The organism is Pantoea sp. S18, assembly GCF_045689705.1.
In the GTDB taxonomy this organism is placed as follows: domain Bacteria; phylum Pseudomonadota; class Gammaproteobacteria; order Enterobacterales; family Enterobacteriaceae; genus Pantoea; species Pantoea symbiotica.
This window is the reverse complement of sequence record NZ_CP142688.1, coordinates 3138334-3159688: the sequence shown is the minus strand read 5'-3', so window position 1 is coordinate 3159688 and position 21355 is coordinate 3138334. Positions and strand designations below refer to the sequence as shown.

At 57.0% G+C, this 21355-nt stretch carries 16 protein-coding genes; 15 read left to right on the top strand and 1 reads right to left on the bottom strand.

Translation table 11 applies throughout. The features are described from left to right. Positions 1-7 precede the first annotated feature (7 nt). The 5 genes from trmJ (at position 8) to sseB (ending at position 4812) form a co-directional block, all read left to right on the top strand. The gene (gene trmJ / locus VIJ98_RS14585; protein ID WP_323274650.1) at positions 8-751 is read left to right on the top strand and encodes a tRNA (cytosine(32)/uridine(32)-2'-O)-methyltransferase TrmJ; all 744 of its coding nucleotides are present in this window, start codon (positions 8-10) and stop codon (positions 749-751) included. A gap of 135 nt (positions 752-886) precedes the next feature. Next, entirely contained in the window at positions 887-1384 is a 498-nt protein-coding gene (iscR, locus tag VIJ98_RS14580; RefSeq protein WP_008108287.1) for a Fe-S cluster assembly transcriptional regulator IscR, read from the top strand. A gap of 89 nt (positions 1385-1473) precedes the next feature. Further along, positions 1474-2646, top strand: coding sequence for an IscS subfamily cysteine desulfurase (locus VIJ98_RS14575; protein ID WP_323274647.1), 1173 nt, complete (start codon positions 1474-1476; stop codon positions 2644-2646). A 62-nt stretch (positions 2647-2708) separates the two neighbouring features. Next, positions 2709-3995 carry an aminopeptidase PepB gene (gene pepB / locus VIJ98_RS14570; RefSeq protein WP_323274645.1) on the top strand — a complete coding sequence of 429 codons (1287 nt, stop codon included), beginning with the start codon at positions 2709-2711 and terminating at the stop codon, positions 3993-3995. 49 nt (positions 3996-4044) lie between these two features. After that, positions 4045-4812 carry an enhanced serine sensitivity protein SseB gene (gene sseB / locus VIJ98_RS14565; protein ID WP_154190514.1) on the top strand — a complete coding sequence of 256 codons (768 nt, stop codon included), beginning with the start codon at positions 4045-4047 and terminating at the stop codon, positions 4810-4812. 43 nt (positions 4813-4855) lie between these two features. On the opposite strand, the gene sseA is transcribed toward sseB, so the two are convergent. Then, positions 4856-5695, bottom strand: a complete 840-nt coding sequence (sseA, locus tag VIJ98_RS14560) for a 3-mercaptopyruvate sulfurtransferase (protein ID WP_323274642.1) — start codon at positions 5693-5695, stop codon at positions 4856-4858. A gap of 147 nt (positions 5696-5842) precedes the next feature. Between sseA and VIJ98_RS14555 the strand changes: the two genes are divergently transcribed. The 10 genes from VIJ98_RS14555 to bamB all read left to right on the top strand — a co-directional run bounded on the left by VIJ98_RS14555 (position 5843) and on the right by bamB (position 21233). Then, positions 5843-10729 carry an alpha-2-macroglobulin gene (locus VIJ98_RS14555; RefSeq protein WP_323274640.1) on the top strand — a complete coding sequence of 1629 codons (4887 nt, stop codon included), beginning with the start codon at positions 5843-5845 and terminating at the stop codon, positions 10727-10729. Between the two features lie 6 nt (positions 10730-10735). Next, positions 10736-13060: a peptidoglycan glycosyltransferase PbpC gene (pbpC, locus tag VIJ98_RS14550; RefSeq protein WP_323274638.1), complete on the top strand. Its 2325-nt coding sequence runs from the start codon at positions 10736-10738 to the stop codon at positions 13058-13060. A 168-nt stretch (positions 13061-13228) separates the two neighbouring features. Beyond that, positions 13229-13660, top strand: a complete 432-nt coding sequence (gene ndk / locus VIJ98_RS14545) for a nucleoside-diphosphate kinase (RefSeq protein ID WP_007884899.1) — start codon at positions 13229-13231, stop codon at positions 13658-13660. A 188-nt stretch (positions 13661-13848) separates the two neighbouring features. Further along, the gene (locus tag VIJ98_RS14540; protein WP_007884898.1) at positions 13849-15018 is read left to right on the top strand and encodes a bifunctional tRNA (adenosine(37)-C2)-methyltransferase TrmG/ribosomal RNA large subunit methyltransferase RlmN; all 1170 of its coding nucleotides are present in this window, start codon (positions 13849-13851) and stop codon (positions 15016-15018) included. 75 nt (positions 15019-15093) lie between these two features. Beyond that, positions 15094-15828 carry a type IV pilus biogenesis/stability protein PilW gene (gene pilW, locus VIJ98_RS14535; RefSeq protein WP_323274636.1) on the top strand — a complete coding sequence of 245 codons (735 nt, stop codon included), beginning with the start codon at positions 15094-15096 and terminating at the stop codon, positions 15826-15828. Continuing rightward, the gene (rodZ, locus tag VIJ98_RS14530) at positions 15818-16834 is read left to right on the top strand and encodes a cytoskeleton protein RodZ (protein ID WP_323274634.1); all 1017 of its coding nucleotides are present in this window, start codon (positions 15818-15820) and stop codon (positions 16832-16834) included. Before pilW ends, rodZ begins: the two co-directional genes overlap by 11 nt. Positions 16835-16872: 38 nt before the next feature. After that, on the top strand, positions 16873-17994 hold the full coding sequence (gene ispG, locus VIJ98_RS14525; RefSeq protein ID WP_008108306.1) for a flavodoxin-dependent (E)-4-hydroxy-3-methylbut-2-enyl-diphosphate synthase: 1122 nt from the start codon (positions 16873-16875) through the stop codon (positions 17992-17994). Between the two features lie 106 nt (positions 17995-18100). Continuing rightward, on the top strand, positions 18101-19375 hold the full coding sequence (gene hisS / locus VIJ98_RS14520; protein ID WP_008108307.1) for a histidine--tRNA ligase: 1275 nt from the start codon (positions 18101-18103) through the stop codon (positions 19373-19375). A 39-nt stretch (positions 19376-19414) separates the two neighbouring features. Beyond that, positions 19415-20032 (top strand): YfgM family protein, encoded by a 618-nt coding sequence (locus VIJ98_RS14515; RefSeq protein WP_008108308.1) that lies wholly within the window; start codon positions 19415-19417, stop codon positions 20030-20032. Between the two features lie 19 nt (positions 20033-20051). Continuing rightward, complete coding sequence (gene bamB / locus VIJ98_RS14510) at positions 20052-21233, top strand: outer membrane protein assembly factor BamB (protein ID WP_008108309.1); 1182 nt, start codon at positions 20052-20054, stop codon at positions 21231-21233. The last annotated feature ends 122 nt before the right edge of the window (positions 21234-21355 follow it).

Sequence of the window (21355 nt, the reverse complement as noted above, 5' to 3'; positions counted from 1 at the left end):
TCTAATTATGCTGCAGAATATCCGAATCGTACTGGTAGAAACCTCGCACACTGGCAACATGGGCTCCGTCGCACGCGCGATGAAAACCATGGGCTTAACCAACCTTTATCTGGTCAATCCGCTGGTGAAACCGGATTCACAGGCCATTTCCCTCGCCGCCGGTGCCAGCGATGTCATTGGTAATGCGCGCATTGTCGATACCATGGATGAAGCCATTGCCGGCTGTAGTTTAGTGGTTGGCACCAGCGCACGTTCACGTTCACTGCCGTGGCCAATGTTGGATTCACGTGAGTGCGGCATTAAAAGCGTTGAAGAGGGCCAGCAGGCGCCGGTGGCGTTGGTGTTTGGCCGCGAGCGCGTCGGCCTGACCAACGAAGAGTTGCAGAAGTGCCACTATCACGTCGCGATTCAGGCTAATCCGGAATACAGCTCACTGAACCTGGCGATGGCGGTGCAGATCATCGCTTACGAAGTGCGCATGGCCTGGCTGGACGCGCAGGAAAAAGCCGCGCCGACGGAACAACCTGTCGAATCGCCGTATCCGCTGGTTGACGATCTCGAGCACTTCTACCAGCACATCGAGCAGATGATGCTGAACAGCGGCTTTATCCGTGAAGGTACGCCAAGCCAGGTGATGAGCAAGCTGCGTCGTTTATATACGCGTGCGCGTCCGGAACGCGACGAACTGAACATCCTGCGCGGTATGATGGCATCGTTCGAAAAGCGCAAAGGTAATGTGGATAATAGTTGAGTAAAACACTTGGTTAAATAGTTGAGCAAATTACTAGGTTAAATAGTTGACCGTTTTACTCAGGAATGTCAGACTGCATCCAATTCATCAGATAACCCGCCGATAACCGGACGGACGCTTACGAGGTTGTATGCTATGAGACTGACATCCAAAGGACGTTATGCCGTAACCGCTATGCTGGACGTTGCACTGCACTCCAATGAGGGCCCGGTGCCGCTAGCTGATATTTCTGAGCGTCAGGGCATCTCGTTGTCCTATCTGGAGCAGTTATTCTCACGTCTGCGTAAGCACGGCTTGGTGGCCAGCGTTCGTGGTCCAGGTGGCGGTTATCTGTTAGGTAAAGATTCAAGCGCGATTGCTGTGGGCGCGGTGATTACCGCCGTTGACGAATCTGTCGACGCCACCAAATGCCAGGGCAAAGAAGGCTGCCAGGGCGGCGAGCGTTGCCTGACCCACGTTTTGTGGCGTGATTTGAGTGAGCGCATTAGCGATTTCCTCAACAACATCACGCTGGCGGAACTGGTGAATAATCAGGAAATCCTCGAAGTGGCCGATCGTCAGAACACGGTCGATAATCGCCGCTTCCAGCAGCATCGTGTGCAAGAAACCATCAACGTTAATCTGCGCGCGTAATCTATTCTGGCTCGGCCTTTCCTGTTAACTCAGGATGGGCCGATTCGTGCTATAAAGACGTATGATTTTTTATACGGAGTTTTAGCGCAATGAAATTACCGATTTACCTGGATTACGCAGCCACTACGCCTGCGGATCCGCGTGTCGCCACCAAAATGATGCAGTTCCTCACGATGGATGGCACTTTCGGTAACCCCGCGTCCCGTTCCCACCGTTTTGGCTGGCAGGCTGAAGAAGCCGTTGATGTGGCTCGCAATCAGATTGCGGAGCTGGTCAACGCCGATCCGCGTGAAATCGTCTTTACCTCCGGCGCGACCGAGGCGGACAACCTTGCCATTAAAGGTGCCGCACAATGCCATCAGGCGCGCGGCAAGCACATTATTACCAGCCAAACCGAACACAAAGCAGTGCTCGACAGTTGTCAGCAACTGGCGCACGAAGGCTTTGATGTCACCTTCTTACAGCCGGGCAGCGACGGTATCGTCACGCCGCAGATGCTCGAATCTGCACTGCGCGACGACACGGTGCTGGTGTCGCTGATGCACGTCAATAATGAAACCGGTGTGATTCAGGATATCGCCGCCCTCGGCGCGCTGTGCCGCGCGCGTGACATCCTGTTCCACGTTGATGCCACGCAAAGCGTCGGCAAATTGCCGATTGACGTCACTGTACTGCCGGTGGATTTGATGTCCTTCTCGGCGCACAAGCTGTATGGACCGAAAGGCATCGGCGCGCTGTGGGTGCGCCGCAAACCGCGCCTGCAAATCGATGCGCAGATGCACGGTGGCGGCCACGAGCGCGGCATGCGTTCTGGCACATTGCCGGTGCATCAAATTGTCGGCATGGGCGAAGCCTACCGCATTGCGCGTGAAGAGATGAGCAGCGAAATGGCGCGTCTGGCCGAGTTGCGCCAGCGTCTGTGGAATGGCATCAGTCAACTGGGTAACGTGAACCTCAACGGTTCGCTGGAGCAGGGCGCTCCGAACATCCTCAATATCAGTTTTGCCCACGTCGATGGCGAATCGCTGATTATGGCGCTGAAAGATTTGGCGCTGTCATCCGGTTCCGCCTGTACCTCGGCCAGTCTCGAACCTTCCTATGTGCTGCGCGCGATGGGCGTTGAGCAGGAGCTGGCACACAGCTCGCTGCGTTTTTCGCTCGGACGCTTCACCAGCGCAGAGGAAATTGAGTACGCTATCGAGCTGGTCAATAAAGCGGTAACACGTCTGCGGGCGCTCTCGCCTGCGACTAACTCCCGCTAATTCATGCACCCCTTGCGCCGGTTCTGGCGCAAGGTGACACCTAACGCAAACGGAGCCACGCGATGACAACACAACCGATGATAATTACGCTCAGCTCCCAGGCCGCCGACGCGCGCTGGGGTGACAAAGCGCTGCTGAGCAGCAACGAAAGTGGCATGACCATTCACCTGACTGGCGCAGATGCGCTGATGAGCATCCAGCGCGCGGGTCGCAAGCTGGACGGTCAGGGCATTCGTCACGTCGCCCTGCAGGGCGAAGGCTGGGATTTAGAGAAGTGCTGGGCATTCTGGCAAGGCTATCGCAGCCCGAAAGGCAAACGTCAGGTCGAGTGGCCGGAATTCAATGAGGCCGATCAGGCTGAATTTGCGCGTCGCCTGAAGATCGTTGATTGGGTGCGCGACACCATCAACCTGCCGGCGGAAGATCTCAGCCCAGAGCAACTGGCGCATAACGCGGTTGATCTGATCAATGAAGTGGGCGGCAAAGCGGTGAGCTATCGCATCACCAAAGGCGACGATCTGCGCGAGCAGGGTTATGCCGGTATTCACACCGTGGGCCGTGGTTCAACTCGCGCGCCGGTATTGCTGGCGCTCGATTACAACCCAAGCGGCGATGAAAGTGCGCCGGTTTATGCTTGTCTGGTCGGTAAAGGTATCACCTTCGATACCGGCGGTTACAGCCTGAAGCAAAGCGCTTTCATGGACTCGATGAAGTCCGACATGGGCGGCGCGGCAACCTTGACCGGCGCACTGGCGCTGGCGATTTCGCGCGGTCTGAATAAGCGCGTGAAACTGTATCTGTGCTGCGCCGACAACATGGTCAGCGGCAACGCATTCCGCCTGGGCGACATCATTCGCTATCGCAACGGTAAAACCGTGGAAGTGATGAATACTGATGCGGAAGGTCGCCTGGTATTGGCCGATGGCCTGATCGATGCCAGCGAGCAGAATCCTGAACTGCTGATCGATGCGGCAACGCTGACCGGCGCGGCGAAAACCGCTTTGGGGAACGATTACCACGCGCTGTTTACCTTTGACGATGTGCTGGCGGAATCGCTGCTCGGCAGTGCGACCGGCGAAAATGAAGCCTTCTGGCGCTTGCCGCTGGCCGAGTTCCATCGCAGCCATCTGCCTTCGAACTTTGCCGATCTGAATAACATCGCCAGCCCGTCTCACGCAGCAGGTGCCAGCAGCGCGGCGGCGTTCCTGTCGCATTTCGTCAGCAAATATCAGCAAGGCTGGCTGCACATTGACTGCTCCGCGACGTATCGCAAAGGCGCGGTGGATCAGTGGTCCGCTGGTGCGACCGGTTTGGGTGTGCGCACCGTCGCCAATCTGTTACTAAAATAGTCCTCATCACGGCAGGCGTAAGCTTGCCGTCTTTTTTGGAATACGATAAATGAGTAACCGTCTTGAAGAGGTGCTGAAGCTGGCGGCCACTGAGCCTGCGCACCGTCCGGAATTTTTCCAACTGCTGCTTGAAGCCGATGTTTGGGTGCCAGGCGAAAGTCCCGCTGAGCAGTTTGATGCGACTTCGCCGGTCGAATTACAGCATTGGGAAAAAGAGGGTGGCGGCAGCGTGATCCCGTTCTTCACCTCTGAAGAAGCGATGGGTGAGGCAATCAAAGATGAGCAGCCTTATCTGCGCATGCCAGTGCGTACGCTGTTTGAGATTACGCAAGGCGAAACGCTGTTCCTCAATCCGAAGCTGCCAGCGGGCAAAGAGTTTTCGCCGGGTGAAATCGCGCATCTGATTGGCGAAGAGGGCAGTGCGCTGAGCCAGCAAACCGTGCTGGAAGGCGGCCAGGCGCTGCTGCTGTCCGAAGTGGCCGAGCCGCCAGCGCAGATGGTCGATTCACTGACGCAGCTGTTTGCCAAGTACAAGCAGGTGCGCCGTGCTTACATCGCCAGCATTCGTGAAAGCGCCACCGAAGAACCTAACCTGCTGATTGGTATCGAAGCCGATAGCGATATCGATGAAATTATTCAGGCGGCGGGCGGCGTAGCGACGGATACGCTGGCCGATGATGCACCCATTGATATTTGTGAAGTGGTGAATGAAGATCGCGGCGTGAGCCACTTCTTTACTGCCCACATCACGCCATTCTATGAACGTCGCTGGGGCAGTTTCCTGCGCGATTTTAAGGGCAGTCAGCGGATTATATAACCCGCACCTTACATGTAGGGTCGCCATTTATGGCGACCTGCTATCATTTCTCGATCGGTAAATCGTCGCGGCTGCCCCATTCGCCCCACGAACCGTCGTACAGCGTCACATCCCGTACACCCAGCGACGTCAGCGCCAGAATCACCACCACCGCCGTAACACCTGAACCGCAGCTGGCAATCACCGGCTGATCCAGTTTTACGCCCGCCTGATCAAACAGATCGCGCAGTTCGGCTGCAGGTTTCAGTTCACCATTTACCACCAAACTGTTCCACGGCACGTTCAGGCTGTGAGGGATATGTCCGCGCAGCAAGCCCGGACGCGGTTCATCCACTTCAGCGTTAAAACGGTTGGCCGCGCGTGCATCGACAATCTGCGCGCCGCCTTCGTGGCTGATCAGCAGCACGTCGGTCAGGCGTTTCACCTGTGCGCCATCATAAGTCGCTTCGAATTCGCCTTCCGGTAAACTTACTGGTCCGGTCGCGACATCGAAACCGGCCGCTTTCCAGCCCTGTAATCCTCCGGCCAGAATCGACACATTTTCGCAGCCAAAGGCGTGCAGCATCCACCATGCGCGCGGTGCCGAGAACAGGTTGCCTTCGTCATACACCACCAGATGTTTATCCTGGCTGACGCCCAATTCGCGCATTGCCACCGCAAAGGATTCGGCGCGCGGCATCATGTGCGGATAAGGCGAGGTGTGATCGGACAACGCTTCGATATCAAAGAACGGGGCATTCGGCAGATGGCCAGCCAGATATTCAGCCTGCAGATCGCGTACGGCTTCCTGGCCAGGCGGCAACATGCGGGCATCAAGCACCTGCAATGTTTCCTCGGTGTAATGTTCTTTCAACCAATCAGCGGACACAAATATGGCTGTCATAGCAACCTCTTCTCAGCAAACGGGAAACGACCAGTGTCCGGGAATGTGAACGCTATCTCAAGGGTGTGATTGCTAAAGTTGGCGGGTTGATGTGAAATTGCGCGAAATTGCGTTTTCTTAACTTCTGGGACTGGTGAGGGAATTACCATGGCAAAACGTTTTAACCGGCTGCTGCTCAGCGCGCTGATCGGTGGTGTATTACTGGGCGGCGTAACCTCAACGATTCACGCGCAGGAAACACCAGCCGCAGCAGCAACGTCGCAATCGCTGTCCGTTATTGATCTCTCCGAACTGCAACTCGACGGTGCTGCCGCGCTGGTGTTGACCTTCAACTCGCCGCTTGATAGCAAACAGGATTTTGCCGCGCACGTGCAAATTACCGATGAGAAAAGCGGCAAGGTCGACGGCGGCTGGGAGCTGGCGCAAAACGGTAAAGCGCTGCGTTTTCGTCATCCTGAACCGTCGCGCAAGTTGACGGTTAACGTCGATGTCGGTCTCAAAGCGGCCGACGGCAGCACCTTATCCACGCCTTTTAATCAAACACTCACTACGCGCGATATCCAGCCGATGGTGGGTTTTGCCAGTCGCGGATCGCTGCTGCCGCTGCGTCTGACGCAGGGTTTGCCGGTGCTGGCATTAAATGTGAATAACGTCGACGTCGATTTCTTCCGCGTGAAAAGTGCCTCGCTAGCCGATTTTCTCGCCCAGTGGAATTACGGCAACAACATGTCGTACTGGGAATCGCGCGAGCTACTGAAGAATGCCGATCTGGTTTACGGCGCACGCTTCGATCTCAATCTGGCGCGCAATACGCGCGAGAAAATGCAGCTGCCGCTGGGCGATGTCGATGCGCTGAAACAGCCGGGCGTCTATCTGGCGGTGATGAAACAGGCCGGAACCTACAACTACACGCAGCCGGCGACACTGTTCACATTGAGCGACATCGGTTTATCGCTGCACCAATTCCCCGAACAGTTGGAACTGTTCGCCCAAAGCCTGGCCAACGGCGCGCCGCTGGATGATGTCAGCGTGCAGTTGCTGGATGAAAAAGGCAAACAACTCGCCAGCGGCACCAGCGACAGCAACGGTCATCTGCGCTTACCGGCGAATGCCAAAGGCAAGCTGCTGCTGGCGACACAAAAGGGCCAAACCTCGCTGATCGATCTCACTCGTCCGGCGCTGGATCTGGCTGAATTTCCGATTGATGGTCCGCAAGGCTATGACAAACAGTTCTTCGTATTTGGTCCGCGCGATCTCTATCGTCCAGGTGAAACGGTGATCGTCAACGCGCTGCTGCGTGATGCTGACGGCAAACCATTGCCGTCGCAGCCGGTGAAAGCCGAAGTGGTGCAGCCGAATGGCGAAGTGTCGCAGACCTTTGTCTGGCAGCCGGAAAACGGCGTATATCAACATCGTTTTGCGTTACCTGCTTCCGCAATGACTGGCGAATGGACGCTGCGCATCAACAGCGGCGATAACCAGCCGCGCAGCTGGCCGTTCCACGTAGAAGACTTCCTGCCAGAGCGCATGGCACTGGATCTAACCAACAGCGCGCAGCCGGTGACGCCAGATGACGACATTACTTTTGCGGTCGAAGGCCGCTATTTGTACGGTGCGCCTGCCGCAGGTAACGAGTTGCAAGGGCAGCTGTTCCTGCGCCCGGCACGTGAAGCGGTTGCCGCGCTGCCAGGCTATCAATTTGGCGACATCACTGAAGAGCTGAAACGCTCGCTCGATGATGTGGACGAGAAGCTGGATGAGAGCGGCAAGTTGCAGCTCAACGTTGAGAGCAGTTGGAAAGAGAGCCATTCGCCGCTCAATCTGATTCTGCAAGCCAGCCTGCTGGAAACCGGCGGCCGTCCGGTGACGCGCCGCGCGACTCAGGCGATTTGGCCGGCTCCGGCGCTGCCCGGCATTCGTCCGTTGTTTAACAGCGAATCGGTGTATGACTATCGCACCGACCGTTATCACGATGAGCCAACCGTAGCAGAAAATAGTTTGGCGGAATTCGACGTGGTCTACGCCAATCCGCAGGGCGAGAAACTGGCGGCATCAGATCTTGATGTGCGCCTGATCCACGAACGCCGCGACTATTACTGGAGCTTCTCCGACAGCGAAGGCTGGCAGTCGCGCTTCGATCAAAAGGATCTGCAGGAGGAGCAGCAGCGCATCACTATTGCGGCGGGCGGCAGCCAGAAGGTGAGCTTCCCGGTGGAGTGGGGCACCTATCGCCTGGAAGTGCATGCCGGCGACAACATCATTAGCAGCGTGCGTTTCCAGGCGGGATATTGGTGGCAGGACAACACCAACGGCACCGGCGCGCTGCGTCCGGATCAGGTCAAACTGAAAATCGATAAAACCGCCTATCAAGCGGGCGACACCGCGCATGTAAAGGTGGAATCGCCTGCTGCCGGTAAAGGCTATCTGATGGTGGAATCCAGCAGCGGCACGCTGTGGTGGCAACCGCTAAACGTTCCGGCGGGCGGCGCAACCATTGATGTACCGATTAGCGATAGCTGGAAGCGACACGATCTCTATCTTAGCGCCATCGTGGTGCGTGACGGCGACAAAGCCAGCGGCGTCACGCCGAAACGTGCGGTGGGCTTGCTGCATCTGCCGATGGCGACTGAAGCGCGTCGCCTCAGCTTAGCGCTCGACGCGCCGGATAAAATCCGTCCTGAGCAGACGCTAAAAGTGAAGGTCAAAGCCAGCCGTGAAGGTAGCGCGTTGCCGCAGCAGGTTCAGGTATTGCTCTCGGCGGTGGACAGCGGCGTGCTCAACATTACCGATTACAAAACCCCGAATCCGTGGGACGCGTTTTTTGGCCGCAAGCGCTATAACGCCGATCAGTACGATGTGTTTGGTCAGCTGATTGAAGGCGGTGGCAAGCTGGCCGCGCTGCGCTTTGGTGGTGACGGCGACGATGCCGATGCGCTGTCGCGCGGCGGTAAAAAGCCGGTCACCGAGGTGCAGATCGTGGCGCAGCAGTTGCAGCCCGTAACGCTGGATGCCAACGGTGAAGGCACGCTGGAACTGCCGATCCCGGCGTTCAATGGCGAATTGCGTTTGATGGCGCAGGTGTGGAGCGCCGACAGCTTCGGCTCGGCCGATCGCAAGCTGGTAGTTGCTGCACCGTTGATCAGTGAACTGGCGACGCCGCGCTTCCTGGCCAGCGGCGATCAATCTACGCTGGCGCTGGATCTCACCAACCTCACCGATCAACCGCAGACGCTTAAAATCAACGTCACGGCCAGCGGCCAGATCGCCCTTAACGGCCAGATCCCCGCCAGCGTGCAGCTGGCGAAAGGCGCGCGCACCACTTTGCAAATTCCGGTCAAAGCGCAGGGCGGCTTTGGTGAGGGCGATGTGCAGGTCAAGGTTTCCGGCATGAGTTTGCCGGGCGAAACGCTGGCAGCCAGCGAGCGCAAATGGAAAATTGGCGTGCGTCCGGCTTATCCGGCACAAACGCTGAGCTTCGATAACGTGATGCAAACCGGTCAGAACTGGCAGGTGATGGCGAGCGCCTTCAATGGATTGCAGCAGGATACCTTGAGCGGACAGCTGTCACTCAGCAACCGTCCGCCGCTGAATATCGCCAGCTATATCAGTTCGCTGTATGCCTATCCTTATGGCTGCCTTGAACAGACCGCCAGCGGCATTTGGCCGTCGGTGTTCACCAACCATGCGCAGCTGACGGCGATGGGCATCAAAACCAGCAACGATGAAGCGCGTCGCGCCTCGATTGATACCGGCATCGCGCGCCTTGCCGGCATGCAGCGCGGCAACGGCAGCTTTGGTTTGTGGAGCAAAGAGAGTCAGGAAGAGTTTTGGCTGACGGCTTACGTCACTGATTTCCTGCTGCGCGCCAGCGAAGCCGGTTACAGCGTGCCGGATGGCGTGATTACCCGCGCCGACGAACGCCTGCTGCGCTATCTGCAGGATCCTGCGCAGATCGAAACCAGCTGGAGCAGCGATGCCGATGGTTTGCGTTTCAGCGTGCAGGCCTATGCCGGATTGGTGCTGGCACGTCAGCAGCAGGCACCGCTCGGTGCGTTGCGTGCGCTGTATGAAAAGCGCGATCAGGCTAAATCGGGTCTCGCGATGGTACAGCTTGGCGTGGCGTTAAAGCTGATGGGCGATCCACAGCGCGCACAGCTGGCGCTGGCGCAGGGCATTGGTCTGGAACGTAAACCCAACAGCTGGCTCGGCGATTACGGCAGCCCGGTACGCGATCGCGCGCTGATTTTGTCGCTGTTGACGGAAAACCAGTTGCTGCCGGAGATGCAAGGTCCGCTGCTGATCGAGCTGGCGAAAGCGGTGCACGGACAGCGCTGGTTCTCGACGCAAGAAAACAACGCGTTGTTCCTCGCCGCCCGCACCTTGCAGCAGCATAAAGGCGAAAGCTGGCAGGCGACACTACAAGGCAAAGCGGAACCGCTCAGCAGCAATCAGCCGCTCAATATTGGTATGACGGAAGATCAGCTGCGCCAGGGCGTGTCGGTGAAAAGCGACAACGTGTCGCCACTTTACGGCACGCTAAATGTGGTGGGTTATCCGCGCACCGCACCGTCGCCGATGAGCAACGTGCTGCAGATCAGTCGTGAGTACTTCACGCTGGATGGTAAGCCAGCGGATCTCACCAACCTGAAAAGTGGCGAACTGCTGGTGGTGCGGCTCAAAGTCGCGGCCAGCGAGCGCGTCAGTGATGCGCTGGTGGTGGATCTGCTGCCTGCTGGACTTGAGCTGGAAAACCAGAACCTAGGCGACAGCAGCGCCAGTTTAGGCGACAGTGCCGATGCGCTGAAAGAGAGCATGATGGATATGCAGCAAGCCAACATTAAGCATATCGAATTCCGTGACGACCGCTTTGTCGCCGCGCTGGCGCTGGATGGCTACACGCCGGGCACGCTGCTGTATCTGGCGCGTGCGGTGACGCCAGGCAACTATCGCCTGCCGCCGCCGCAGGTGGAATCGATGTATGTGCCGGAATGGCGCGCGATTGGCAGTACGCCGGAAAAACTCAATGTGCGTTAACCATTGATGTTTGGAAGTAAGCAACTAAAGCGGTGGCGCTGGCTGCCGCTTTTTTTACTGGCGCTGCTGGCCGCGCTGTGGCTGCTGGATCGACTTACGCCATTGCCGCTGCGTGAGTTGCAGCCGGCGCGCGTGGTGGTAGCCGAAGACGGTACGCCGCTGTGGCGCTTTGCTGATCAACAAGGCGTGTGGCGCTATCCGGTGACGCTGGAGGATGTCTCACCAGTTTATATCGAGGCGCTGCTGACTTACGAAGATCGCTGGTTTTGGCATCATCCCGGCATCAATCCGATGGCGATTGTGCGTGCAGTCGGGCAGAACGTGTTGCATCACGGCGTGGTCTCCGGCGGCAGTACGCTCACCATGCAGGTGGCGCGGCTTATTGATCCGCAACCGCGCACGCTGCGCGGTAAAGTGGTGCAGGCGTGGCGCGCGCTACAGCTCGAATATCATCTCTCAAAACGCGACATCCTTACGCTGTATCTCAATCGCGCCCCTTTTGGCGGCACGGTTGAGGGCGTTGGCGCGGCGAGTTGGATGTGGCTGGGAAAACCGCCATCGCAACTTACCAAAGGGGAAGCAGCGCTGCTGGCGGTGTTGCCGCAGGCGCCGAGCCGCCTGCGTCCGGACCGCTGGCCACAGCGCGCCGAAGCCGCACGCAATAAAGTGTTGGATCGCCTCGCGCAATATCACGTCTGGTCAGCGCAGGATGTCGCTGATATCAAGCAAGAAGCAGTGTGGTTGCCGCCGCGTCAGATGCCGCAACGTGCGCCGCTGCTGGCTCGCCGCTTGTTGTCGCTGTCACCCGACAACAAAATCACCTCAACCATTGATGTGTCGCTGCAGCGCGAACTGGAGAATCTGGCGGCGTCGTTGAAAAGCAACTTGCCGCCGCGCACCTCGTTGGCGCTGCTGGTGGTAGATCACCAAAATATGAAAGTGCGCGGCTATGTCGGATCGGTGGATTTCAATGACGACAGCCGTTTTGGTCACGTCGATATGATCGCCAGCGTGCGATCGCCCGGATCGGTGCTGAAGCCCTTTGTCTATGGCTTGGCGCTGGACGATGGGCTGATACATGGCGAATCGCTGCTGCAGGATGTACCGCGCCGCTTCGGTGACTATCGTCCCGGTAACTTCGACTCGGGCTTTCACGGGCCGGTGAGCGCCAGCGACGCGCTAGAGCGATCGCTCAATCTTCCTGCGGTGCAGTTGCTGGATGCGCTGGGACCAAAAACAGTTGCTGCGCGTTTGCGTAACGTGGGATTGAATCTGCGCTTTCCAGCCGGCGCAGAACCCAATCTCTCGCTGGTGCTGGGCGGTACCGGCGCGCGCATGGATGAGATTGTGGCGGCCTACAGCGCCTTTGCCCGTCACGGCAATGCGGCACAGTTGCGCTGGCTGACGACACAACCGCTGCAGGAAAGGCCGCTGTTGTCGCCGGGTGCGGCATGGATTGTGCGGCGCATTTTGGCTGGCGCGGCGCAACCTCCGGCCAGCGGCACGGTGCCGGATATCGCGCCTTTGGCGTGGAAAACCGGTACCAGCTACGGCTATCGCGATGCATGGACGATTGGTATCACGCCACGCTATCTGATTGGCGTGTGGGTTGGTCGACCGGATGCGACACCGGTCGCCGGGCAATTTGGTTTTGCTTCGGCGGTACCGGTGATGAATCAGGTCAATAATTTGCTGGCTGGCCATATGCCAGTGAACGGTGCGCCGCGCGATCCGCGTCCGCAAGCGGTCAGCGCCATGAGCATTTGCTGGCCTGGCGGCCAGCCGTTGCCCATCGGCGACGAGAATTGTCGCCAGCGTCGTCAGAGTTGGGTATTGAATCAAACCGTGCCGCCAACGCTGCTGGCGCCGGGGCAGGAAGGCGTTAATGGTTTGCGCCAGCGTTACTGGCAGAACAGCCGGGGATTGCGCGTGGCGGCCGATTGCCCGGATGCACAAAGTCACGAGCGCCTGATGTGGCCGCTGCCGCTGGAACCCTGGCTGCCGGTTGCTGAACGCCGTGCGCAGCGCTTGCCGCCGATCGATCCTGCTTGTCCGCCGCTCAATCAGGGCAACGCGCCGCCGATGGTGATTACCGGTGTGATCAACGGCCAGCGCGTTCAACCGCTGCCGGGCAAAGTGGTGCTGGTGATGCCGGTAGCAGTGCAGGGCGGACAAGGTGAGCAGCGCTGGTGGTTTTTAAACGGGCAGCCGCTGGAGCGGGACGCGAATAATAAGAGTGCAGCGCTGGTGCTGGATGAGCCGGGCAGTTATCAACTGGTGGTGATGGATGAAGCGGGGCAGCTCTCATCGGTGGCCTTTACCCGCGGTTGAGTTCTTGGATATGGCATACTTTTTGCCTGCGTGCCCCGACAAAAATCAATTATTTTCAATAATTCCGCTAATCGCTAATAGGCAACGCGCCATGATGTCCCTATAATCGGCGCGTTTTCTTACCGGGAGGAGCTCCCGGATTCTTCAGGATGCTAACTAGAGGTCAACATGGCAATCGAACGTACTTTCTCAATCGTGAAACCAAACGCCGTCGCTAAGAACGTGATTGGTGCAATCTATAACCGTTTTGAAAGCGCGGGCTTCAAAATCGTTGGCGCAAAAATGCTGCACCTGACCAAAGAGCAGGCTGAAGGCTTCTACGCTGAGCATAAAGGCCGTCCATTCTTTGATGGTCTGGTTGAATTCATGACTTCTGGCCCAGTTGTGGTTTCTGTACTGGAAGGCGAAAACGCCGTTCAGCGTCACCGCGATCTGATGGGTGCAACTAACCCAGACAACGCGCTGGCAGGTACTCTGCGTGCCGATTACGCGGACAGCTTCACCGAGAACGCGACCCACGGTTCTGACTCTGCTGAATCTGCAGCACGCGAAATCGCGTACTTCTTCGCAGAAAACGAAGTCTGCCCACGCACTCGCTAAGTGCGTTGATGGCCTGAGCGGACACGCGTCTTTACAGCTGTTCAACATCTGTGAAACGGTTCCCCTGGCATCATGCAGCAGATGTAGTACAATTATGCGCCCTTGTTGAGCCAGCCTCAGCGAGGGCGCTGTTTTTTTCCTACTATTAACCAGAGCCGTAACGTGTAACAACGAGGCCAGAGAACATTATGTCCGAACAGATTGTGACGCCGTCGTCCGCTTCCCCCGTGGTTGTTTCCCCAAAAAACGAAAAAATTAACCTGCTGGATCTTAACCGTCAGCAGATGCGCGAATTCTTTCTTGAGATGGGCGAAAAGCCGTTCCGTGCCGATCAGGTCATGAAGTGGATGTATCACTACTGCTGCGATGATTTCGAGCAGATGACCGACATCAACAAAGTGCTGCGCGGTAAGCTGATGCAGCGCGCTGAAATCCGTGCGCCGGAAGTGGCGGAAGAGATGCGTTCCACCGATGGCACCATTAAATGGGCGATCCGCGTGGGCGACCAGCTGGTTGAAACCGTCTATATCCCGGAAGCAGATCGCGCAACTTTGTGCGTCTCTTCGCAGGTAGGCTGTGCGCTGGAGTGCAAATTCTGTTCGACGGCGCAGCAGGGCTTTAACCGCAACCTGCGCGTCTCAGAAATTATCGGCCAGGTTTGGCGCGCCGCGAAAATCATCGGTGCCGCGAAAATTACCGGTCAGCGTCCGATCACCAACGTGGTGATGATGGGCATGGGCGAGCCGCTGCTGAACCTGAACAATGTGGTACCGGCAATGGACATCATGCTGGACGATTTTGGTTTCGGCCTGTCTAAACGCCGCGTTACGCTGTCAACCTCAGGCGTGGTGCCGGCGCTAGATAAGCTGGGCGATATGATCGACGTAGCGCTGGCGATTTCGCTGCACGCGCCGAACGATGCGATTCGTGATGAGATCGTGCCGATCAACAAAAAGTACAACATCGAGACTTTCCTTGCGGCGGTTAAACGCTACATCGGCAAGTCCAACGCCAATCAGGGCCGTGTGACCATTGAGTACGTGATGTTGGATCACGTCAATGACAGCACCGACAACGCGCATGAGCTGGCGGCACTGCTGAAAGAGACGCCGTGCAAAATCAACCTGATTCCGTGGAACCCGTTCCCCGGCGCGCCGTATGGCCGTAGCTCTAACAGCCGTATCGATCGCTTCTCCAAAGTCCTGATGGATTACGGTTTCACCACCATCGTGCGTAAAACCCGTGGTGACGACATCGACGCCGCTTGTGGTCAGCTAGCGGGCGATGTGATCGACCGTACCAAGCGTACGCTGCGTAAGAAAATGGCAGGCGAAGCTATCTCTGTGAAGGCGCTCTGAAAGCCAGCGCCTGCTGATATTCACCGGGCGTAACTCATGTCAGTCTCTCCGCATATTTTTCATGGAGAGACTGAAATGCGTAAAGGATTACTCGCAGCGATTCTGGCTGGCTTTGTTGTAACCGGTTGTGTCAATCATCCCGCACAGCAAAGCGCAGCGGATATTCGTTTGCAGCTCGGATTGCACTACCTGGCGGTGAAGGATTATGCCGCCGCACAGCGCAATTTATTGCGTGCTCAGCAGGCAGCGCCAAAAGATTATCGTGTCCCGTTGGCCCTTGCTCGGGTGGCGCAGGCGCAGCAGAATAGCGCGCAAACTCGCTGGCACTATCAGCGGGCGCAGCAGTTAGCGCCGTTGAATGGTTATGTGGCTAACAATTACGGTGCGTTTCTCTGCGGTTTAAGGCAGTATGACGAAGCGCATCAACAGTTTAAGCTGGCAATTGAGGCGCAGGAAATCGATGCTCGTCAGGATGCATTCCTGTTTTCGGGCTATTGTTACCTGCAGGCTGATGAGAGTGCCGCAGCGCGCGAGCAGTTAGGTTACGCGCTGGATGCCGCACCGGAGCAGGGTAGTCAACTGCTAAGGAAAGTGGAAAGGCGGCTTGAACAGCAGGAACAGCAGTCGGTTCCGCTGCTTTTAGAAGTGTACCATCAGCGTTTGCCGGCAACGGCAGAGAGCCTGTGGTTACAGATACGTTTCGCCGCGCAACAGGGAAACGCTGCTGACGTTACACGTTATGGCGACCGGTTGGCGCGAAGTTTTCCACAATCGATACAGTACCAGCGTTATTTAGCTAATGAATACTGAAGCCACTCAAGAGAATTCTGCAGTACATTCCACAGGTGAACGCCTGCGTCTGGCCCGTGAGCAGATGGGGCTGACCCAGCAAAACGTCGCTGAACGCCTGTGCCTGAAACTTACTACCGTGCGTGATATTGAAGAGGATAAGTCACCTGCTGATTTAGCGTCGACATTCCTGCGCGGATACATTCGCTCCTATGCCCGACTGGTGCATGTACCGGAAGATGACCTGCTGCCGATGATGGCAAAACAGGCTCCGGTGCGCGCGGCCAAGATCGAGCCGATGCAGAGCTTCTCATTGGGTAAGCGTCGTAAAAAGCGCGATGGCTGGCTGATGATCTTCACCTGGTTGGTGATTTTTGTCGTAGTCGGTTTAACCGGTGCGTGGTGGTGGCAGAACCATAAAGCGTCACAGGCTGATTTGGTGTCGATGGCCGATCAAAACGGCAGCGGCGACAATAGCCAGTCCATTCCATTGGGCGATAACAGCACCGACAGCAATGCCGATGCGGATACCAACGCTGCCGGTACGCCAGTTGATAACGGTGCTGGCGCTGTCGCTACGCAGGAAAGCAACACCGCCGCACCTGCGGCGAGCACTAGCAATACCGCGCAAACCAACGGCAGCGACAACGCCGTGGTTTCGCCAAGCCAGGCGCCGATTGATACGGCACCGCCAGCGGCGACGTCTCCGGCGCCAGCGAACAGCGTTCCTGCCGGCCAGATGCCTACCGGAAATGCGGCTGTCAGCCAACCGGCTGGCGATCCAAATGCCATCGTGATGAACTTCAAAGCCGATTGCTGGCTGGAAGTCAGCGATGCAACCGGCAAGAAGTTGTTCAGCGGTCTGCAACGTAGCGGCGGTAAGCTGAGTTTGTCCGGAACGGCTCCGTATCGTCTGAAAATTGGCGCACCAGGTGCGGTTGACGTGCAATATCAGAATCAGCCCGTTGATTTAAGTCGTTTTATCCGTAATAACCAGGTTGCCCGTCTGACGCTGGGTGCGCAATAACGCGCAGCGCGCTTTCCGGGTAATTGTGGAGAGAGAATATGCATAACGAAGCACCCATTATCCGTCGCAAATCAACACGGATTTACGTCGGCAAGGTGCCAGTTGGCGATGGTGCGCCCATCGCCGTTCAGTCAATGACCAATACCCGCACCACTGACGTGGACGCCACCGTTAACCAGATTCGCCAGCTTGAGCGCGTCGGGGTTGATATCGTGCGCGTCTCCGTTCCCACGATGGATGCGGCTGAAGCCTTCAAACTGATTAAGCAACAGGTCAACGTGCCGCTGGTAGCGGACATTCACTTTGACTATCGCATCGCACTGAAAGTCGCTGAATATGGCGTGGATTGTCTGCGTATCAATCCAGGCAACATCGGCAACAATGAGCGTATCCGCCAGGTGGTGGATTGTGCGCGTCATTACAATATTCCGATCCGTATCGGCGTGAATGCCGGTTCGCTGGAAAAAGATCTGCAGGAAAAATACGGCGAGCCAACGCCGCAGGCGCTGCTCGAATCCGCGATGCGCCATGTGGATCACCTCGATCGCCTCAACTTTGATCAGTTCAAAGTGAGCGTCAAAGCCTCCGACGTCTTCCTTGCCGTTGAATCCTATCGTCTGCTGGCGAAAGCCATCGATCAACCGCTGCACCTCGGTATCACCGAAGCGGGCGGCGCGCGTGCGGGTTCAGTGAAATCGGCGATTGGTTTAGGCCTGCTGCTGGCCGAAGGCATTGGCGATACGCTGCGTATTTCGCTGGCGGCCGATCCGGTTGAAGAAGTGAAAGTCGGCTACGACATCCTCAAATCTTTGCGCATCCGCGCGCGTGGCATCAACTTTATTGCCTGCCCGACCTGTTCGCGTCAGGAGTTTGATGTCATCGGTACGGTGAATGCGCTGGAAGAGCGTCTGGAAGATATCATCACGCCGATGGATATTTCCATTATCGGCTGCGTGGTGAACGGTCCGGGTGAAGCGACAGTTTCAACTCTCGGCGTGACCGGCGGAGCCAAGAAAAGCGGCTTCTATGAAGATGGTGTGCGCCAGCGCGATCGTCTCGATAACAACGACATGATCGACCAGCTGGAAGCGCGTATTCGCGCCAAAGCCAGCATGCTGGATGAAAGCCGCCGCATCAACGTGCAGCAGCTGGAAAAATAATCGTGGTGCGCGCCTGTCGCGTGCCAGTTTGTGATTGAACCTGTGCGGTTTCATCCTCATAAGGTATGATGCCGCTCAGGTTTTTTTGTCTTAAAGAGATTCTAACGTGGCGAAGAATATTCAAGCGATTCGCGGGATGAACGATTACCTGCCGGCGGATACCGCAATTTGGCAGCGTATTGAAGGCACCCTTAAGCAGGTGCTGGCCAGCTATGGTTACAGTGAAATCCGTCTGCCAATCGTTGAGCACACCCCGTTGTTCAGCCGCGCGATCGGTGAAGTCACCGACGTGGTTGAGAAAGAGATGTACACCTTTGAAGACCGCAACGGCGAAAGCCTGACGCTGCGTCCGGAAGGCACCGCAGGTTGCGTGCGTGCCGGTATCGAGCACGGTCTGCTGTACAATCAGGAACAGCGTCTGTGGTACACCGGCCCGATGTTCCGCTACGAGCGCCCGCAGAAAGGTCGTTATCGCCAGTTCCACCAAATGGGTGTGGAAGTCTTTGGCCTGCAAGGCCCGGACGTGGATGCTGAGCTGATCATGATGACCGCGCGCTGGTGGAAAGCCTTAGGTATCGCCGATCACGTTGAGCTTGAGCTGAACTCTATCGGTTCGCTGGACGCGCGCGCCAACTATCGCAGCGCGCTGGTGGCGTTCCTGGAGCAACATCAGGACGTACTCGACGAAGATTGCAAACGCCGCATGTACACCAATCCACTGCGCGTGCTCGACAGCAAAAATCCTGACATACAGAAACTGTTAAACGATGCGCCAACGCTGGGTGAATTCCTTGATGAGGAGTCGCGCGAGCACTTCAGCGGGCTGTGCGCCTTGCTGGACGACGCGGGCATTAAATATCGTATCAACCAGCGCCTGGTGCGCGGCCTCGATTACTACAACCGTACCGTATTTGAATGGGTGACCAGCAGCCTCGGTTCGCAGGGCACCGTATGCGGCGGCGGACGTTACGATGGTTTAGTTGAGCAGTTGGGTGGCCGTGCCACGCCAGCGGTTGGTTTTGCCATGGGCATGGAGCGTTTGGTGTTGCTGGTGCAAGCGGTTAATCCAGAATTTGAACCGACGCGTATTGTTGATGTCTATGTTATCGCTTCGGGGCAGGGCGTTCAGTCCGCCGCGATGCAACTGGCGGAAAAACTGCGTGATGCTGATCCGGCATTGAAGCTGATGACCAACTTCGGTGGCGGTAACTTCAAGAAGCAGTTTGGACGTGCAGACAAGTGGGGCGCACGCATTGCGCTGGTGCTGGGCGAAGATGAAGTGAAAGCGGGCCAGGTTGTGGTGAAAGACTTGCGTACTGGCGATCAACAGACGCTGGCTCAGAGCGACGCCGCTGCGACATTGCGCACGCTCCTGCAGTAAGCGCAGCACTGCAACAGCCATTTTAAAGAGAGGGATTGCGTGGAAGTTTACAGCAACGAAAACGAACAAGTTGACGCGCTGCGTCAGTTCTTTGCCAACAATGGCAAATTCCTGGCCGTTGGCGTAATCATCGGTATCGCTGCGCTGGGTGGCTGGCGTTTCTGGTCCAGCCATCAGGAAGGGACCGATAAAGCGGCATCAGCAGAATATCAACAGCTGACCAGCGCGATGCAGGCGGACAAGCCGGATTCGCTGGCAGCGGTAGCCACTTTCGCTAGCGAAAACAACAACACCTACGGTGCGTTGGCGTCGCTGGATCTGGCTAAGCAGTATGTTGAAACCAATCAGCTCGATAAAGCTATCACTCTGTTACAGAGTGGGCTGAAAGATACCAAAGATGCCAACCTGCAGGCGGTGATTAACCTGCGTCTGGCACGCATTCAGTTGCAGCAAAGCCAGGCCGATGCCGCACTTTCTACCCTTAACAATGTTAAAGGTGATGGCTGGACAGCCATTGTGGCGGACATTCGTGGCGAAGCACTGCTGAGCAAAGGCGATAAGCAGGGCGCGCGTGATGCCTGGAGCAAAGGTGCTGAATCGCAGGCCTCTCCTGCGCTGAAGCAAATGCTGCAGATGAAGATGAATAACTTAAGTTAAGCCAGTCAAGAGAGCGCACATGGAATTACGTAAATACCTGCTGCCAGGGCTGATTTCAGTCACTCTGCTCAGCGGTTGCTCGCTGTTCAGCGGCGAAGAAGATGTAGTGAAAATGGCCCCGCTGCCTAAAGTGGAAAACCAGTTTACGCCGCAGACCGCGTGGAGCACCTCGGTCGGCGACGGCGTTGGTGATTTCTATTCCAATCTGCATCCAGCCTGGCTGGACGGTACCGTGTATGCTGCGGATCGTTTTGGTGTGGTTAAAGCGCTTGATGCCAGCAATGGTAAAGAGAAATGGAAAGTCGATCTCTCTGAGAAAACCGGATTCTTCTCGAAAAACATCTCGGCACTGCTTTCTGGCGGTGTAACGGCCAGCGGCGATCGCATCTATATCGGTAGCGAACGTGGTCAGGTATTTGCGTTAAATAGCAGCGATGGTGGCATTGCCTGGCAGACCAAGGTCGCCGGTGAAGCGCTGTCGCGTCCGGTGGTGAGCGACGGTTTAGTGCTGATCCACACCAGCAACGGTATGTTGCAAGGTCTTGATCAGAGCACTGGCGTAATCAAATGGACCGTCAACCTCGATATGCCTGCGCTGTCACTGCGCGGTGAATCGGCTCCGACCGTGGCCTTTGGTGGCGCAATCGTCGGTGGCGACAATGGCCGCGTGAGCGCAGTCATCGTCAACCAAGGTCAGCTGATTTGGCAGCAGCGTATTTCGCAGCCAAGCGGCGCAACGGAAATCGATCGCCTGAGCGACGTCGATACCACGCCAGTTGTGGTAAACGGTGTGATTTATGCGCTGGCGTATAACGGCAACCTCACCGCACTGGAACTGCGTTCTGGTCAGGTTCTGTGGAAGCGCGAAATTGGCGGCGTGAAAGACATGGTGGTGGATGCGGGTCGTATCTATCTGGTCGATCAGGATGATCGCGTGATTGCCCTGAATGCTGACGGTGGCGTGGCCATCTGGCGTCAAAGCGATCTGCTGCATCGTAATCTGACCTCGCCGGTGCTGTTCAACGGTTATCTGGTGGTGGGCGATAGTGAAGGTTATCTGCATTGGATCAACACCCTTGACGGCCGCTTCGTGGCGCAGCAGAAACTGGACAGCGATGGCTTCCAGACTGAACCGGTTGTCGCCGGTGACAAGCTGCTGATCCAGGCGAAAGGCGGAGAAGTTTACGCCATCACCCGTTAAGGAATTGGCTCTGCGGGAACCCGTTTCCCGCTCGCTTACACGGCTCCTGATTCGTCAGGGGCCGTTTCGTTTTTAGTCAGGCATGGTATTCTTTGCGCCTTCAGCCTGACGCCTGGCGTCAA

Coding starts and splice junctions, on each gene's coding strand:
- bamB (WP_008108309.1), top strand. CDS start 20,052: ATGGAATTACGTAAATACCTGCTGCCAGGGCTGATTTCAGTCACTCTG.
- pepB (WP_323274645.1), top strand. CDS start 2,709: ATGACAACACAACCGATGATAATTACGCTCAGCTCCCAGGCCGCCGAC.
- trmJ (WP_323274650.1), top strand. CDS start 8: ATGCTGCAGAATATCCGAATCGTACTGGTAGAAACCTCGCACACTGGC.
- rodZ (WP_323274634.1), top strand. CDS start 15,818: ATGAATACTGAAGCCACTCAAGAGAATTCTGCAGTACATTCCACAGGT.
- sseB (WP_154190514.1), top strand. CDS start 4,045: ATGAGTAACCGTCTTGAAGAGGTGCTGAAGCTGGCGGCCACTGAGCCT.
- ndk (WP_007884899.1), top strand. CDS start 13,229: ATGGCAATCGAACGTACTTTCTCAATCGTGAAACCAAACGCCGTCGCT.
- VIJ98_RS14540 (WP_007884898.1), top strand. CDS start 13,849: ATGTCCGAACAGATTGTGACGCCGTCGTCCGCTTCCCCCGTGGTTGTT.
- ispG (WP_008108306.1), top strand. CDS start 16,873: ATGCATAACGAAGCACCCATTATCCGTCGCAAATCAACACGGATTTAC.
- pbpC (WP_323274638.1), top strand. CDS start 10,736: ATGTTTGGAAGTAAGCAACTAAAGCGGTGGCGCTGGCTGCCGCTTTTT.
- VIJ98_RS14575 (WP_323274647.1), top strand. CDS start 1,474: ATGAAATTACCGATTTACCTGGATTACGCAGCCACTACGCCTGCGGAT.
- iscR (WP_008108287.1), top strand. CDS start 887: ATGAGACTGACATCCAAAGGACGTTATGCCGTAACCGCTATGCTGGAC.
- sseA (WP_323274642.1), bottom strand. CDS start 5,695: ATGACAGCCATATTTGTGTCCGCTGATTGGTTGAAAGAACATTACACC.
- VIJ98_RS14555 (WP_323274640.1), top strand. CDS start 5,843: ATGGCAAAACGTTTTAACCGGCTGCTGCTCAGCGCGCTGATCGGTGGT.
- pilW (WP_323274636.1), top strand. CDS start 15,094: ATGCGTAAAGGATTACTCGCAGCGATTCTGGCTGGCTTTGTTGTAACC.